The sequence below is a fragment of the Pseudoalteromonas sp. SR44-8 genome, from assembly GCF_014163635.1.
Taxonomy (GTDB): Bacteria; Pseudomonadota; Gammaproteobacteria; order Enterobacterales; family Alteromonadaceae; genus Pseudoalteromonas; species Pseudoalteromonas rhizosphaerae.
On sequence record NZ_JACJDS010000026.1, the window covers coordinates 54110 to 71549 of the forward strand.

At 39.9% G+C, this 17440-nt stretch carries 14 protein-coding genes; 7 read left to right on the plus strand and 7 right to left on the minus strand.

Going from position 1 to position 17440, the window contains the following annotated elements; all coding sequences use genetic code 11:
- Positions 1-37 precede the first annotated feature (37 nt).
- Positions 38-565, minus strand: coding sequence for a LuxR C-terminal-related transcriptional regulator (locus H5183_RS14075; RefSeq protein ID WP_182731960.1), 528 nt, complete (start codon positions 563-565; stop codon positions 38-40).
- Positions 566-748: 183 nt separating this feature from the next.
- On the opposite strand from H5183_RS14075, the gene H5183_RS14080 reads away from it, so the two are divergent.
- From H5183_RS14080 to H5183_RS14090, 3 genes are read left to right on the plus strand one after another with little or no spacing between them, the layout of a single operon-like run.
- Positions 749-1801: a hypothetical protein gene (locus H5183_RS14080; RefSeq protein ID WP_259397307.1), complete on the plus strand. Its 1053-nt coding sequence runs from the start codon at positions 749-751 to the stop codon at positions 1799-1801.
- A complete protein-coding gene (locus tag H5183_RS14085; protein WP_182731962.1) occupies positions 1802-4876 on the plus strand; it encodes an efflux RND transporter permease subunit in 3075 nt (1024 codons plus the stop codon).
- Positions 4869-5174, plus strand: coding sequence for a DUF3240 family protein (locus H5183_RS14090; RefSeq protein WP_145242247.1), 306 nt, complete (start codon positions 4869-4871; stop codon positions 5172-5174). The genes H5183_RS14085 and H5183_RS14090 overlap by 8 nt, the downstream gene beginning before the upstream one ends.
- Positions 5175-5385: 211 nt before the next feature.
- On the opposite strand, the gene H5183_RS14095 is transcribed toward H5183_RS14090, so the two are convergent.
- A complete protein-coding gene (locus H5183_RS14095; RefSeq protein ID WP_182731963.1) occupies positions 5386-5616 on the minus strand; it encodes a hypothetical protein in 231 nt (76 codons plus the stop codon).
- Between the two features lie 372 nt (positions 5617-5988).
- Between H5183_RS14095 and H5183_RS14100 the strand changes: the two genes are divergently transcribed.
- Entirely contained in the window at positions 5989-6273 is a 285-nt protein-coding gene (locus H5183_RS14100; protein WP_145242251.1) for a hypothetical protein, read from the plus strand.
- A gap of 72 nt (positions 6274-6345) precedes the next feature.
- Here H5183_RS14100 and H5183_RS14105 read toward each other — a convergent pair whose 3' ends face one another.
- On the minus strand, positions 6346-7002 hold the full coding sequence (locus H5183_RS14105) for a nitroreductase family protein (protein WP_145242253.1): 657 nt from the start codon (positions 7000-7002) through the stop codon (positions 6346-6348).
- A 124-nt stretch (positions 7003-7126) separates the two neighbouring features.
- Here H5183_RS14105 and H5183_RS14110 point away from each other — a divergent pair, with 124 nt between their 5' ends.
- Positions 7127-8065, plus strand: a complete 939-nt coding sequence (locus tag H5183_RS14110) for a LysR family transcriptional regulator (protein ID WP_182731969.1) — start codon at positions 7127-7129, stop codon at positions 8063-8065.
- A 95-nt stretch (positions 8066-8160) separates the two neighbouring features.
- Here the strand turns inward: H5183_RS14110 and H5183_RS14115 are convergent, their stop codons facing one another.
- The 3 genes from H5183_RS14115 to H5183_RS14125 all read right to left on the minus strand — a co-directional run bounded on the left by H5183_RS14115 (position 8161) and on the right by H5183_RS14125 (position 14135).
- The gene (locus H5183_RS14115) at positions 8161-9606 is read right to left on the minus strand and encodes a serine hydrolase (protein ID WP_182731964.1); all 1446 of its coding nucleotides are present in this window, start codon (positions 9604-9606) and stop codon (positions 8161-8163) included.
- Between the two features lie 173 nt (positions 9607-9779).
- The gene (locus tag H5183_RS14120) at positions 9780-12959 is read right to left on the minus strand and encodes an efflux RND transporter permease subunit (RefSeq protein WP_182731965.1); all 3180 of its coding nucleotides are present in this window, start codon (positions 12957-12959) and stop codon (positions 9780-9782) included.
- Positions 12960-12962: 3 nt separating this feature from the next.
- Positions 12963-14135, minus strand: coding sequence for an efflux RND transporter periplasmic adaptor subunit (locus H5183_RS14125; protein WP_182731966.1), 1173 nt, complete (start codon positions 14133-14135; stop codon positions 12963-12965).
- Positions 14136-14261: 126 nt separating this feature from the next.
- Here H5183_RS14125 and H5183_RS14130 point away from each other — a divergent pair, with 126 nt between their 5' ends.
- A complete protein-coding gene (locus H5183_RS14130) occupies positions 14262-14525 on the plus strand; it encodes a YkgJ family cysteine cluster protein (protein ID WP_145242261.1) in 264 nt (87 codons plus the stop codon).
- A 44-nt stretch (positions 14526-14569) separates the two neighbouring features.
- Here the strand turns inward: H5183_RS14130 and H5183_RS14135 are convergent, their stop codons facing one another.
- A complete protein-coding gene (locus tag H5183_RS14135; RefSeq protein WP_182731967.1) occupies positions 14570-16426 on the minus strand; it encodes a TonB-dependent siderophore receptor in 1857 nt (618 codons plus the stop codon).
- Between the two features lie 203 nt (positions 16427-16629).
- Between H5183_RS14135 and H5183_RS14140 the strand changes: the two genes are divergently transcribed.
- Positions 16630-17142 carry a peptide-methionine (S)-S-oxide reductase gene (locus H5183_RS14140; protein WP_182731968.1) on the plus strand — a complete coding sequence of 171 codons (513 nt, stop codon included), beginning with the start codon at positions 16630-16632 and terminating at the stop codon, positions 17140-17142.
- The last annotated feature ends 298 nt before the right edge of the window (positions 17143-17440 follow it).

Genomic DNA, 17440 nt, shown 5'->3' on the forward strand with positions numbered 1-17440 from the left:
AGAAATAACCAGAGGCCTCACCTTTGTAGCTTGTCAATTAATTGAGGCTTGAACTTGTTGGTTGGTATTGTCCTTGTTGCATAAAGTCTTCTAAAAACCATGCAGCAAACTCATGTCGGCCTTCTACATCGGCTTTGCTGTAAATATCGGACGCTTGTTGACGAACGGTTTTTTCTTTTGTGCTTCTTAGTGAGCTTATTTCTTTAAAGCTTAAGCCTTTAAGTAACAACATTGCGACTTCTTGCTCACTGCGGGTCAATGTCCACTGTGAGAATTGGGTTTGAATAACACCACTGTATTCATGGCGCGCATCCATCATTGCCTGTGATATGTTTTTAAGTTCTTTTTTTGAATGCACTAATTCTTGTTTCAGCGCATTAATATTGGCAGTACGCGCACGAATATCGCTAATTAAGTAAATAGCACAGGCTGCAGAAATGACGACGATTAAGCCCTCAGAAAAAATATGCCACTGCGGCACCCCTAAATGTATATCCGTTAGTACATCAAAAAAGTTTAGCACCATTATTATTAACAAGGTGGCTGCTATTAACTTGTCTCTCATTAAAACCTCTATTATCAATGATTTATAAATACAATGGACAAATGTACCATAGCGTAAATTTCGCTTTTTTTGGGTACGTTAAGGCGTTTGCCTGATGATTTAACAGTCTAAAAAAGTCATGGTTGATTCTATTAAATTAATCAAATGTGAACAAACTAAATGCTGTTAAATTTTACAAAAAAAATGCGTCATTTTTTGCGTATTCAATATACGTTATTTTTCTTCTTTACGGTGACTTTATTAACATTTAATCCTGTGTTTGCTTCGCAAAATTTAGCACCTGTAGGGCTTTCTTCACTCAGTGGTTTTGATGTTGAATTTGCGCCGATTCAAAAAACAGAGTTTATTAACGGGCAAAGTTTAATTGGTGAAGTTAATTTCAAACCTGGGGTCAATTATACGGTGCTGTTTGCGTTTGATGTACAGCAGGTTCGTTACTTATACCCTAACGGCAGCATGGTTGAAAAGGGCGCCACGATTGCAAGCGTTGAGGGCAGTGATGTACACCATTTTTTAGATGCCCATCAATCAGCAAAAGACATGCTCGCTATTGCTAAAAGCCATTACGATATAAATCAACAACACTTAAAAAACAAAATAATAAGAAGTTCTGAATGGGTTGAAATCACAAAAAGCTATTTTGAAGCCAAGCTAAATTTTGAACATATGCAACATCAAATGGCATTTTTAAACATTGATGATAATGAAAACGTGACCTTAGTGAGTCCAAAAACAGGCATTTTAAAACTCACTAATGAGTCGGGAAACCGTATGATGGGTGACACCGCGTTTGATATTATCGATGCAAGTAGTATTCGCGTTAAGATTAAAGTCCCTCTTAGTTTTTCCAACACGTTAGCGCATTTCAAGCTGTCACAAAGTTGCAGCTTAAATATTGAGAGCTATGACAGTATTGCAGATAAATACCATCAAATTGTGTGGGCGTCACCAAGTTCGAATGAATGCCAGCTGACACTGGGGCAAACTATCAAAGTCACACCGGTAAATAAATTAACGGGCTTTAAAATAGCAAAGTCAGCGGTGTTTGAATTTGAAGATGTTAATTACATTGCTTTAAAGTCTGGCGATAACCTTGAGTTACTGCCGATTGAGCTCAAAGGTACACAAGGCAAAGACTATGTATTTACTGCCAATAAAAACCTAGATGATCAGCAGGTACTAATAAGCTCGGTAAGTGCGCTACAAGGTATGTTGCTTCACTTAGGGAGAGAGTAAATGTTAAACCAGCTTATTAAGTTTTCACTTACTCAGCGTTTGTTTGTTAGTATTTTTGTTATTGTTGCTATGGCCATTGGTGCTAAATCTTGGTTAAGTATTCCGGTGGATGCTTTTCCAGAAATATCGCCCACCCAAGTTAAAATAGTTTACAAATTACCCGGCATGAACGCCCTTGAAATAGAATCGCAAGTAACACGGGTGATTGAAACCGAATTACTGGGTATTCCGTCACAGCAAATGCTGCGCTCTACCACTAAGTATTCTATTACCGATATTACCATTGACTTTGAAGAGGGCACCGACATTTATTGGGCCCGTCAGCAAGTTAATGAGCGTTTATTAAATATTTTGCCCACCTTGCCCAGTAATATTAGTGGCGGCATGGCGCCAATGAGCACGCCTTTGAGCGAGGTGTTCATGTTTACTATAGAAAGTACTCACTTATCGCTGATTGAAAAAAGAGAGCTTTTAGATTGGCAAATTCGTCCATTACTGCGCACTGTAACCGGCGTTGCAGATGTAAATAGCCTTGGCGGCTTTTCAAAAACCTATGAAATACTTCCCAATACTTTATTGATGCAACAGCATCAAGTCAGCTTTGATGAAATGAAGTTAGCAATCACGCAAACGAATCAAAACGGTGGCATAGGGCGCTTAGAAAAAGGCAACGACACCTTAATTTTGCGCACTGAGGGCAAATACACCGATATAACCGCCATTGAAAATACCGTGATTAAGTCGACTCAAAATAAGGTTATTCGGTTAAGTGATATTGCCACGGTACATGTTGGCAGTTTAACCCGTTATGGCGCAGTCACTAAAAACAGTGAAGAGGCGGTACAAGGGCTTATAATTGCGCTTAAAAATAGTAATACAGCGCAAGTTGTTGAAGATGTAAAAGATAAACTTCGCACCATTGAAGCTTCATTACCGCAAGGCACAAAAATTAATGTGTTTTACGACCGCTCTAACTTAATAAATACCGCAATTAGCACCATTACCAGCGCATTAGGTCAAGCGATTATTTTAGTGATAGTGCTACTTGCCTTGTTTTTAGGTGATATTCGCTCTTCATTGGTGGTGTCTTTGTCTTTACCTATGTCGGCATTGCTGACATTTATAATGATGAAACAGTTTGATTTATCGGCTAATTTAATGAGTTTAGGTGGCTTAGTGATTGCCATTGGTATGCTGGTGGACTCATCGGTAGTTATTGTTGAAAATATAGTGAATCGGCTGGCTAACAATCAGCACCTCCCTCGGCTGCATGTTATTTATCGCGCATGTAAAGAAGTCGCGGCGCCAGTGTTCTCAGGCACAATTATTATTATTATCGTGTTTTCACCGCTATTAATGTTAACAGGGTTAGAAGGCAAGTTATTTACCCCAGTGGCGCTCACTATCGTGTTTGCCATGCTAAGTGCGCTGTTGTTGTCGTTAACGGTTATTCCAATTTTAGCCTCGTTGTTATTAAAAAATGAACCCGTAACCCAGCCTAAAATGGTCACGCTATTACAAGGTTTTTATACTAAAACACTTGCCCGTGCAATTAAAAAGCCAGTGGCAATAAGTGTTATATCGGTTGCTGTTTTAGTGCTCAGTGGGGTGTTATTTCAGGGGCTTGGTAAAAGTTTTATGCCCGTTTTAGATGAAGGCGACATTATTGTACAACTGGAAAAATCGCCGAGTATTTCTTTGCAAGCCTCGCTGGATATCGATAAACAAATTGAAGCCGCACTGTTAAAAAACACCCCAGAAATCGTACAAATTGTTGCCCGTACCGGCTCCGATGAACTCGGGCTTGATCCTATGGGATTAAACGAAACCGATGTGTTTATGGAGTTAGCGCCAAAAGATACGTGGCGTTTTGACTCCAAAGCGCTGCTAATCGAGGATATTCGACAAACACTTGCGCAATTTCCAGGGGTAAATATTGGCTTTACTCAGCCAATACAAATGCGGGTATCAGAAATGCTCACCGGTGGCACCGGTGATATTTCGATTAAAGTATTCGGTAATGACATTGCGACACTTGCCTCATTAGCTGAAAAAATCACTGCACTTGCCACTAATATTGACGGCGCAAGTGATGTGCAAATGGCGCTTATTGAAGGGGGTAAATACGTAAATATTAAACTTATTCCTGAGGTTGCTAGTCAGTTTGGTTTAACCACCGAAGGATTAAGCGATTATTTAAAGTCGCAATTAGAAGGCCTACAGGTATCGGCACTGCAAGAAGGAAACCGCGTGATCCCAATTGTGTTTAATGCACAAAAAGGCGAAAGCGCAGCACACTTTGAGTTATCGTCAATGAGCGCATTAAAGCAAAAGCTAATTTTAATGCCCGACAACAGCCTACTACCACTTGAAGAGGTTGCTAATATTAGCTTTAAAACGGGGCCATTGTTAATAGAGCGAGAAAAAGCAAAGCGCTTTGCTTCTGTAAGCGTTAATGTGGATAACCGCGATGTGGTTAGTTATGTGAATGAACTGGAAGCTAAAATTAATAGCAGCATAAAATTACCCAGTGGTTTTACCTTGTCGTTTGGTGGCGAATTTGAAAGCCAGCAACGTGCAACACAAAACTTGCTGGTGCTTATTCCGGTGGCATTAATACTGATTTTCATTATTTTATTTACCACGTTTAAATCGTTATCTAAATCAACGCTGATAATTGCTAATATTCCGTTTGCATTAATGGGGGGAGTGATTGCCCTATTTATTAGTAATGAATACCTCTCGGTGCCTGCATCGGTTGGTTTTGTTGCTTTACTTGGCGTAGCGGTGCTCAATGGTATTGTGATGATCAGTTACTTTGAGCAAATGAAAATGTTTTCTGCCAATGTAACGCAGCGCATTTTAGATGGCGCAAGCAGACGCCTTCGCCCAGTGTTAATGACAGCCACAACCGCAATGTTTGGTTTACTGCCACTGGTATTTGCCACCGGCCCTGGCGCTGAGATTCAAAAGCCATTGGCGATTGTGGTTATTGGCGGGTTAATTACCTCAACAATTACAACACTTTATTTATTACCTATCTTTTATGGTTGGTTGGAGAAAAAACATGGCTGAACAGTTACTTTTTACCCTAAATGTACCCACAAACATAAAAGATGAAGTGGTTGATATATTAATTGGCATAGACTGCATTACCGGCTTTAACTTAAAAAACATTGAAGGCTACAGCAAGGAGCACAGTGAATTTGATATTGCCGAGCAAGTAGAAGGGCATCGCAGCTTTTATCAGTTTGAGGTGCATATATTATTAGCGCAGCTGCAAACAATTAAAACGGCGTTAAGCCCTGTGTGCCAATACACCCCATTAAAATATTGGGTTACGCCTATTGTTGAAAGCGGGCACCTTAGATAGTGTAGTTAGAATTATAGGCTGTTGCTTCGAGCAGCCTCTTTTTATAACTAAATACAAAATAGCTAAAAAGAGGTCACAATATTGCTATAAGTTAATAAAGTCGAAGCCTGCTGCGATGCCCGTACCTATTTCACGTGAGAGCGTCATTTGCTGCATTGACCCTATAGTTGCGTAATAGCGTGTAACTATATGATTTTTTAATTTGGATTAGTTAAAGAGTAAATCGAAATACAAGGTTATTGAGTTGCTCTGCTATCGCTATATACACATCAAGTACTGACTCTATATTTTTTATATTTGCGGCTAAGGTCGTAATACCAGCTGCTGAGTGTTGGATCTCAGAAACCAATGAACCTATTGTTTTGATGATTTTGTTTATTTTAGTCTGCCCTAATTGTGCTTTTATCCGCAACCTCAGTATTATCACTTGTAGAGTTTGCACTATGCGCAACTTCTTCAATGGCTGCTGTAGGTTAATTAACCGCTGTAGCTATCTACTCAAGCTGATCTCTTTATTTGGGTGCAACTTGACTTCTTTAACAGAATCACTGCTAAAGTAAGTTGCCTATCTATGATATTGTTATTGAAGAGAATGTTAGGAAAGTTCCCTCAATATAAAACGGTTGCATAGTGTGGTGTCTGATGTGCATGTTTATTAGTGAAAATTGAACCTATAAGCTTGATTTATATGTGCAAGGTTTGCGGGGAGCGCATACTTTGTTTAGTAAAGTATTTATAAGATAGTTACCCAACAATCTATAAATATTAATTTTTATGGTTTCTATATGACAATTAAAAACGAGGATGTTATAAGATGAAATTAGTTACGACTATATGTTTTACTTTGACGATGTTATCAGGCTGTATCGTTGTACCAACTAAGGACATGTCAGCAGTCAATAAATGTGAAATATCCTCTGACCGTAAGACATTGAAAATAATTAATGGCTTTGAGGATACCAATACCTACTATTCAATTAGTGGAATATTATTAGTCCCTATTACAGGCGTTGTATCTGGCGCCTATGTAGCAATAAATAATATATATCATCTTGGCGAAGAAAAAATTGTTTGTGGAGCTGCTAAAGAGAGCACATAGCAGAGGCTATAATACAAAAAAGCTTGTTAAAGTGAGCCTGTAACAGGCTCTTCTTAACCGGTAATGTAAAACTTAAACCACTTGAATAATTTGATCTTGACTCAAACGTGATTTTGGAAGCTTAGCATTATAGTCGGTTTGTGTTTCGTGATAACCAATGACAAGTGCGACTTCACAAATATAACCATCTAACTCATCCGCAAAAAGTTCACTAATTAGCGCGCTATCTACGCCTTCCATTGGTGTTGAATCAATACCTAAGCGCGCAACAGCATGCATAGTATTACCAAGTGCAAGGTAAGTTTGTGTTTTGGTCCATGCGGCATTATTGCCAGATGCGTCAGTATTTAAGTCAACAAATGCGTATGCGCCAAAGGCTTGCTCGCGATTTTCTGCTGGCGTACGGCCATTGGCGATATCAGTGTCAATCACTTTTGCATAATCTTCTCTGGTGTATTTCGGGTTGTAAGCAAACAAAATAATGTGAGATGCAGTTTTAATATGCGGCTGATTAAATTGAAACTTGTTAGCGAAAGTATCATGCATACGTTGTTTTGCTTGCTCAGACTCAATAACAATGAATTTCCATGGCTGCGAATTAATTGATGACGGAGATAAACGCATAGCTTGATAGATCACAGCTAAATCTTCTGCCGATACACGTTTAGTTGCATCATATTTTTTTGCTGTGTAACGCGCTTCTAAGTCGGTAATAATCGGGTGTGTCATAATTGGTTCCTGTAGCGAATAGCTTTATTTAATCAAAGCCGTTGAATGAGGCAGATGATAGCGCTTGCATTACTTTTGATAAACAGCATAATTATTGAATCATTATCAAATATATTTAGATAATATGCAGATTGACGATTTAAAACTTATTTTAAAAGTTGCTGAATTTAAAAGTATTACCCTTGCAGCTGCAAAACTTGATATGCGTACAGCAACCGCCAGTGCTGCTATCAAACGGGTAGAATCAACATTAGGTGTAGACCTATTTGTGCGTACAACACGTCACCTAAGGCTTTCTGCCGCAGGGGAGCGCTATATCCCACAGTGTGAGCAAGCAATAGCGATACTTGAGCAAGCTCGGCAGAACCTAAAAGGCGAACATGATGAGATTGAAGGTGAGTTAAGGGTTGCATTATCTTCTGATCTTGGCCGTAATTTAGTTATCCCTTGGATTGATGAAATTATGGATTGTTACCCGAAGGTGAGCCTGCGCACACATATTAGTGATAGTAACGTGGATTTCTACCGAGATTCGGTGGATATAGCACTGCGTTATGGCTCGCCAACTGATGCCAATGTTTACGGATTTAAAATTTGTAATATTCCACGTTTGTTATGCGCCTCACCTGACTATATAAAACGCTATGGTGCGCCTATTCACCCAGATGATTTAGCACAGCATCAAGGGTTATTTTATCAACTGCAAAATATTATCAATAACGCGTGGGAATTCACCGACGGGCAAAAAAAATACAAAGTAAAAATGCAAGGCAAGCGCGCCTCTAATGATGGTGATTTGGTCAGGCGCTGGTGTGTTGCTGGCAAAGGGCTTGCCGTAAAATCGGCATTAGATATTGCTGATGATCTTCTTAACGATAGGGTGGTTACAGTGATGAATAATTACCAGCATACCTGTGGTGAGCTGTGGTTAATTTGTCCAAGCCGCCAATCAATAACGCCTGCAGTGCGTTTATTGCGTGACGTATGCAGAGAAAAAGCACGTACGATGATAAGCCAACTAATTGATAAAGGTATACTTGAACCTAGTGTTCTTGATGACTAATTACTTGAAATTATAAACTACTAACTCGCTTATGTTCGTAGCATAAGCGAGTTTAATGTTGCAGATTTTAAATAATATAACGCGACTTTTTAGAATTATTGTAGTTTTATAATTGCTTGCTTTGCGCTTTCACTGTCGGGGTTTAATTCAAGGGCGCGCTGGTAACTTTTTAATGCAAGTACGGGTTTATTAGCAGTTAAATACGCTTCACCCAGACTATCGTGAGTATTAGCAGAATCGGGGTATTTAGCAGCATTTAGTTCAAATACTGCGATTGCGGCATCGAGTTTTTTCATTGCTATTAATTCATAACCAAAGTAATTTATGCTTCTTTCTCGCAGCGGAACTTTTTGCTCATCCAATTGATTATATTTGCTTTTAAGCTGTGCAATACCGCCATTTTGCAAGGCATGATAAAGTTGGCTATCCACATTTTCAGTTGCACCGTCATAGGGCTTACCATAAAAAATATTGGTTAATCCTTTAGTCATAGGTGTCATTGGTGCACCGCCAGTGTTATTTAAAATTATCACCAGTAGCTGATCTTCAATAATACGGCTAATAAATGCATTAAACCCTTCGATACCACCGCCATGTTGTACTTGTGTCAATGGTTTACCATATTTATCAGCATCTAGCTGATTAACTTCCCAGCCAAGTGCGTAATTACGCTGTTCAGATACGGTGTACATTTGTTTTTTTAGTTCTTTATTTATTAGCTTATTTGTGTACAGCGCTTGGTCCCACTTAACGAGATCGCGTGCGGTTGAGTATATTGACCCCGCAGCATAAGGGATCGACATATCTAGGTAATCAGCATTAGTGTAACCGTCTAAGTTATTGCTATAACCAGATGCACGTTGGTTGATTATTTTTGCATGCGAATCGTAACCGGTGTTATGCATATTGAGTGGTTTAAAAATATTTTCTTGCAGTACATCTTGGTAACGTTGTTGAGTGACTTTTTCAATCACGGCGCCCAAAATAAAGTAGCCTGAATTGCTATAGCGAAATTGCGTGCCAGGCTCAAACAATAAATCATCACTACACAGTAATTTTATAAATTCATCTACACTGTAAGGGTTGCGACTGTATTCACTTCTGAAGGTCTTCGTTTGAGTATAATTACTAAGTCCTGATGTATGATTAAGTATTTGCCTAATGGTGATTTTATTTCCTATATCTTGGCGATAGTCGGGTAGGTAAGTAGCAAGGGGAGCATCAAGCTGTATTTTATTCTGCTGCGCTAACTGTAAAATAAGCAACGCAGTGAATTGCTTGGTAATTGAGCCTATTCGAAATTTAGTCTCGGCAGTATTTTTGATGTCCCATTCAAAATTGGCGTAGCCATAACTTTTTTCAAAAATAACCTTACCTTGCTTGGCGACCAGTACGTTGCCATTGAATTGTTTGAAACCATGAAATTGTTCAATAAATGCATCCATTTCTTTCGCGTGTTCGCCTGCAATTGCAGTGTGTGAGAGCAGTAGTAGAGCTGTCATAAAAATAGTGTGGTAAAACATATTCGAGGTGAGTTTCATGAGCTTCCTTGGTTTTTTAGTTTGTTTTATGTACTACTTTTACCGTGGATAAAATACAAAGTAAATTATTATCGTGTTGATTTTATGTGAATAAATTATATTTCATTGTTATTATAAGCATAAAAAAGCCCGAACTGTATACAGCTCGGGCTAGTTGGTTGGGATATAAAATTTTATAAAGGTGAGCGGTTTATTATAGTATTCACTTTGCTATGAATTGATTCACCATCTACCAGCGCTTCTTTTCCACGCCATTTACGAATTAATCGTTTAGCATCTTCTAGTGCGACATATTGACATGGGATCAGGATCAGCGTGATCACCGTGGCAAATAACACACCAAAGGCCAGTGATACTGCCATTGGGATGACAATTTTAGCTTGTAAGCTGGTTTCCATAATGATTGGTAATACGCCAATAAAGGTAGTGATTGAGGTGAGCATAATCGCTCTAAAACGACGTGCACCAGCTTGCATTACTGCGTCTTTTATTGCTACGCCATCAGCACGTGCTTTATTAACAAAGTCCACCATTACTAATGAATCGTTCACAACAACACCGGCTACAGCAATGATCCCGAAAATTGATAAGCCACTCATTGTCATGCCTAAAATCATATGGCCAAACATGGCACCAATAACCCCAAATGGGATCACTGACATAATAATCAATGGTTGTGAGTATGAGCGTAGTGGGATTGCCAATAACGCGAAGATAATCATCATTGAAAGTGCAAAATCACGCACTTGCTCAGCAACGCTATCCATTTCTTCTTGAATACGTCCAGCAACACTACTTTGTACACCTGGGTAGTTCTTCAGTAGTGCCGGTAAGTACTCATCACGTATTTCTTCAGCAATGGCAAAAGGTTCAACTTGGTCGGTATCAACCGCAGCCCATACGTTAACAGTACGCTTTGAGTTTTCGCGGCGAATACGGTTTACACCATCAACCAGTTTTACATCGGCAATTTCAGCCAAAGGTACTTCTGCGCCACTAGGTGTAATGATACGAGCACTGGCGATATCGCTGATCGAGTTACGAGCTTCTTCAGGGTAGCGGATCATTACTTTCACTTCCTCGCCGTCACGTAGAATACGCTGTGCTTCAAGGCCGTAGTAACTAAAGCTGACTTGTGAGGCAACATCGGCAAGGGTTAAACCCATGCTGTACGCCAGTGGTTTTAAGTCAAGCTGTACTTCATCTGTAGCGCTTTGCATTGAGTCATTTACATCACCCACACCTTCCATGGTGTTGAGTTTTTCTTTAAGTTTTGCTGCTACTTCTTTTAATTGTTTGGCATCCTTTCCTTCTAGGCGGAAGCTCACATCACCGTCGTCTCGACCACCATTCATAATACTGTCTTGAATGGTTAGTGTTTTCACGCCAGGTAAAGGAGGCATTTGTTCACGCCATAGTGCGCTCAATGCAAAGGTATCGATAGGGCGTAACTCAGGATCAATTAATACCGCCATAATACTGGCATCGGTACGTCCACGTAAGCTAACGGAAAGATCGCGTACCATGGCTGTGCCATATTGCTCTTTAAGTTGTTTATCAACATTGATAATAACTTGCTCTATTTTTTGCGCAGTTTCTAGGGTTGCTTGTTCTGACGATGCTAAGTTCATTTCGACTGAAATACGTGGAAAGTCATGAGGAATTTTAGGGTTCGCTACAAACTTCACTAAACCACCGGCAAACATCCCAGCACTGACAATTAATACACAAATAAAACCAATAATTACGGTATAACGATAATGAATACAATGACCAATAAATGGCGTGTAATTGTTATCAACAAACCGTTTTAAACCGCCATCCATCACTTTACGTAGGCGATGTAATGGGTTTTTCGGATTTGGTTCTCGGTGTTTCATTGCTGCTATGTGGGCTGGTAAAATAAGTTTTGATTCAATTAGAGAGAAAATCAAACACAGAATAATAACCCCGCCAATGGCTTTTGAAAACGCAGCACCAGGGCCACTTGCTAAAGTTTGCGGTAAAAAAGCGGCGATGGTAGTTAATACACCGAAGGTTGCAGGCATTGCGACGCGTTTAACACCACGTACTACGTTATCAAGAGAGTGGCCATGTTTTTCAATTTCAGCACTGGCTGATTCACCTACGACGATGGCGTCATCAACCACAATACCGAGCACTAATATAAAGGCAAATAGTGATGCTAAGTTGATGGTGACATCTAAAAAGCCCATCGGCATCATTAAAAACGCGCCAAGGAATGACACAGGTAAACCCATCATTACCCAAAATGCTAAGCGTAGGGGTAAAAATAGCGCAAGTACTACCATAACCAATAGACCACCCCACACCATGTTGTCGATCATCATGTCTAATCGACCCTCTAGGTAGTAGGTTAAATCGACAATAGGCGTGAGTTTAACACCTGCTGGAAGTTGACCTGCTTTATCATTAAGGTACTGCTTAAGAACTTTTGCAACTTTGGTAATATCTTGATCTTTAGAGGCATTTACTTCAAACGACAAGGAATTTTTACCATTGTATTTAGAGTATTGTAAGCCTTCTGCAAAGCCATCGTTAATGTTTGCTACATCGCCTAAATACACTTGTGCACCATCAGGTAGTAATATCAATGGCAGTTTGGCAAATTCATCACCTCGGTAAGCTTGTTTTTCAACCCGCATCGAAATATAGCCGTTTTCAGAGCGAATCTGACCTGCAGACATATTGGCTGAAAAAGCACGCACTGCATTCGCAATGTCTCTAAAAGTTAAACCATACTCACGAAGTTTATCAGGGCTAACTTCAATACCAATTTCATAATCAAGGCCACCATTAAATTCAACTAAGTTAATTTGTGGCAGTGCTTGCAGTTCGTCTTTGATATTGTTGCCAAGTTCTTTGAGCTGATAATTGCTCATATCACCGTATAAGGCGAGGATCATTACTTCTTGCTCAAACTTATCATGGCGCACAATAGGACGCTCCATGTCTGCAGGGAAGGTGTTGATTGCATCAACCTGCATTTTTACTTCATCGAGCACTTCTTTAGTATCATATTTTTCTTCAATTTCGATCCACGCTTGAGAATAACCGCGGTTTGAATAAGTAATTTTCCGTTTAATACCCTCTAGGCCTTCGAGAGCTTCTTCTACCTTGATGGTGATGCCTTCTTCTACTTCTTGTGGGGCAGCACCAGGGTAGACAGCTTGGACGCTGATCCAGTTATTTTCAAATTGTGGGAACATTTGTTTGCGAATAGAAAACGCAGTTAAAATACCACCCACTAAAATAAAAATCATTAATAGGTTTGCTGCAACAGGGTTGCGAGCAAACCAGGCAATTAAGCCTTTTTCGCTATGGATGGTCATGCTCTATTCCTCTTTCAGTGCAAGTTGAGTTGCAGCTGCAGGCTTATCAGAGTCATTTAGCTTTACTTGCATGCCTTCAGTTGGGAAATCTAAAGCCGAGGTGATCAATTGCTCACCATCATTTAAGCCTTGTGAAGCGATGACCATGCCATTTTGCTCTCTAATAATATTAAGAGGTTTGAACGAAAGAGTTAAATCATCATTCATTACCACTATTTTACCGTTTTTCACTAAGTGATGAGGAACGATAATCGCATTATCAAGCTCGCGGCCAGAAATGGTCGCATTGATATAAGAGCCAAAGCGCAGCGGTTGCTCACTGGCATAAGGTGTATTTACTTGCGCCACTAAATAGCTCATACGACTTTTTTGATCAATAACACCTTCGCTGCGGACAATTTTTGCCTGCCAAGTAGATGGCTTACCAGCATAGTCTGCACTGAGTGTTACATTCGCGCCGATACCGCTATCGATTAGGTATTGTAATTCTTTATCAGCCACAGGAAGGCGAATTTCAGCCACTAAGGTTGAACTGAGAGCGCCAAATTGGCTTCCAGGATTAACTACGCTGCCTAAACTAATTGCACGTTCAGAAATAATCGCATCATAAGGCGCTTTTATGTATGTGCGCTCTAAATTACGTTTTGCGCGTTTTTCAGATGCCTGTGCTGCACGGTAACGCGCTAGTTTTTCGGCTAATTGTGGTTTGCGTAAATATAATTGAGATGGGATCATTTGATTTGAATCGTCTTTTATTCGATCCCACTCTGCCTGTGCTACATGAGCTTGCGCTCGTTCAATTTCTAGATCAGAGCTGGCTTGCGCCATGCCTGCTTGGGCTTCAATTAACGCTGCTTCATAATCATTTGGATCTATTCGTGCTAGAATATCGCCTTGTTTGACAAATCCACCTTGCACAAATTGCTCAGAGACAAATACCACTTGACCGCTTACTTGCGCAACCAGTGGGGTGTGATCTTTTGCTTTTACTACACCATACGATTTTACGTCTAGCGTAATTGCATCAAGGTGAACTGCGTTAACTGATACCAGAGGGCGTGTATCTTGTGCTGGCTTTTCTTCTGGCGGTTGTTTCATTGCTGAAAACGCAACCGCAAGACCTACACCGGCGACTAATACGGCAATAGGTAGAATTATTTGTTTTTTAGTAGCCACAGGGCTTTCCTCATAATTAGGTGACACAGCAATTATAATGAATAAAGTGTTTACAAGGCGTATTAAGATGTAACAAGTCATTACACAATTAACAAATTAGCGAAATAGATTACAAAAGGGGCAAAGATGAATACATCACCAATGGCGTGTCGACTTGGGTGTGGGGCTTGTTGTATCGCACCAAGTATTAGCTCACCGATTCCGGGGATGCCTAATGGCAAAAAAGCAGGAGAGCGCTGCATTCAGTTAGATAACAACAATTTATGTAAGTTATTTGGTGATGAAAGGCGGCCAAAAGTATGCAGTGATTTTAGTGCGACGATTGATGTGTGTGGAACAACGAATGCGCAAGCGCTGCAATTAATTACCGAGCTTGAACAAATGACATAAAAAAACCGCATCTTAAAAATGCGGTTTTTATACATATTTTTTATTTACCAGCTATAAGTTGCAGTTAGTGTGTATTGCTCACCGCGCCCAGGTGTGCCTGGAATTTCCTCAAACGATTCATCCCACAAATTATCCGCTGCTAAAGTAATAAAGAAGTTTTGCAGTGTAGGCGGGGTTATTTTTAATGTTAGCTGAGTAAATAGCGCCTCGTCACCTGAACGGCGCAGGGCATTTTTATGCTGTTTACGCCATTCATTATCAACACGAAACTCTAGCATATCCGTCGGATTCCATATTGCACCCAGAGTTAGCCGGTGATCAGGAAAATTTAAGGCATAAAAGCTTGCATCGACATCTGGCGAGCCATAGGTTTCTGATTTATGGAGGTAGGTGTAACTGGCTATAATTTCAGTATTTTCAAATTGCTTAGTGGCTAAAAATTCAAGGCCAGCGGTATCAATATCAACCGGTTCGGCAAAACGCGCTGAGGTTGAATCAAAGCTAAATGTCCAGTCAGTTAAGTTATTATCTTGGCGGTAAAAAATAGCCGAATTAAGCTGCCAACTTTGTTGTTCTAGTAATAAACCCAGTTCTAAGTTTTTGGTGGTTTCACGCTCAAGGTTATAATTACTTCTAAACAACCCACCAGAGTCATTGCCACCAATAGCAGTATAACCTGCAACTTGACTGGCCTCAGCGTAGGATAAATAAAATGTCCGCTCAGTGGCGTTACTATTAATTGTATTGAATGTGATATCACCTATCAGCGATAATTGTGAGTCATCGCGGTTGGTATCATCGAAGGCAGCGCCTAAACGCACTGTTAGCTGTTGATTACTCTCAAGAGCCACAGTGTATTCTGGCAATACACTGATTTTATAATAGTTACGCGAAGTAAAGTTATTCTCAAGCGTGGTTGATTCAATGGAATCTTCAATATATTGTGCTGAGTAGTTTAGTGAGAACACATCGTTTTGAGCATGTCGCCCGGAGATGGCGAATGATTTAACTTCCGTTTCGTGAAAAGCTTCAAACGCGCTTGGGTTTTCACGAGAGTAAATATAATGGTCATTATTTTTTCGATAATAAGCTGATACTTCAAACTCACTGTTTGTTGCATAACTTTGTTTATGGTTAAGCATTAACAGTTGCGTTTCTAAGTCTTCTGTTTCATTCACGCCAAATGGGGTATAGAGGTTCGGCCAGCCAAAAAATTTCTCTTGTGAGCCAAAAAATAAATCAGTTTGTGAATCCGCACTCGTTAATTGCACACGAGCTGTAGCGCGATTAAAATCATGATCGCCAAAATCAATTGAGCCATCGCTTTGTGAATGAGAATATTCCCCTTCAAAACCTAGGCGCCAATCGGCGATTGTATCTAAAGGGATACTTTTACCAGCATGAACACTCTGTAAATTAAAGTCGTTAGTGCCGACTCCTGCAGATACACTGCCACCAGTGGTAATTGGCTTCCAACCAAACGACACAGTACCTACTGAGCTATTTACACCGTAAAGTGCATTATCAGCACCGGTCAATACACTTGCGCCAGTGAGCATTTGCGGTGCAATAGGAATTTCTGCAAAATAATGGCCTGATTGCGGATCGAGTAAAGTTGCACTGCCGACTCTAAAACCGGTGTTTTCAAAGATACCGCCACGAATAGTAACATCAGCTTGTGCTTCTGCCATGTTACGCGATTGCAAATCAACACGAGGGTCATACTCTAAATTTGATATAGGTGAGTCAAAGGTACCTACTGGTAACGTATTTGCTGTAGGGGATGCCTCGATTGTTATTTGCTCAATGGTTGTCGATTCTTCAGAGTCATCTGCCGCATAAGCAACACTTGATATGCTGGCAAGTACTGCGGGTATAATAAGATGCGAGGTACGGTTCATGTTGTTTTTCTCATATTCTTTATGTGCGATTGCGCTAAAAATTAAAGTCTTAACACTTTTTTATAGCGTGATAAAATAGCAAAATTAAACAGTCACGATTTTTGGCGCTATTGTACATTAATTCGAAAAAACTGCATTTGATAATCATTCTTAAAATGAAAGCATTACACTGTCTTTGCTTGTTAAATATATTAGGTCCCTCTATGAATGAAAAACAACCAGCTAACTTTTATGCTCGCCAGCAAACTATTTATTTTGCGGGAGGGTGTTTGTGGGGCGTGCAAGAGTTTATGAAGCACTTACCCGGAGTAGTTATTACAGAAGCAGGGCGGGCTAATGGTACAAGTGATAATACACAAAGTGAGTACGATGGTTATGCAGAGTGTGTCAAAGTCATTTTTGATACTGATGCTGTCACGCCTAATAAACTAATTGATTATTTCTTTGAAATTATTGACCCATACAGTATTAATAAGCAAGGTGATGATGTGGGTGAAAAGTACCGCACGGCTATTTATAGTGAAGAGCAAAGTCACTTAACGTTAGCAAGCGATTATATCAGCCAACGAGATGATGCCGAGAGAATAGCTGTACAGGTTAAACCGCTAACAAATTATGTCCCCAGTGATGCTGAGCACCAAGACCGACTAACTAATCATCCAGATGATTACTGCCATATACCGCTAGATTTACTGCATAAATATAAAAAAGACTAGGGCGTGTAGACCTTTCGTGGTTGATTTTGCTGCAGTATGTTTGGTATTTAGGCAAGGCAAAGGCTATGTAGTGTGGTTGTTCCAATGAATAGGCGATTACGCAGCATAAAGGCCAAATACGCTCTGCATGAAAGATTTTGACAAGGGGGAATTGACTCTTTGTCACTTACATTGATGTCATAGGTAAGATCTTAAGAAATTGAGTTGAAGCTCAATTCATGATCAAATGGTTGTTACCACACAAACCACAGAATCAAGAAAAGAGCTTCAAATGAATGCTAACATTTTTATTAATAAG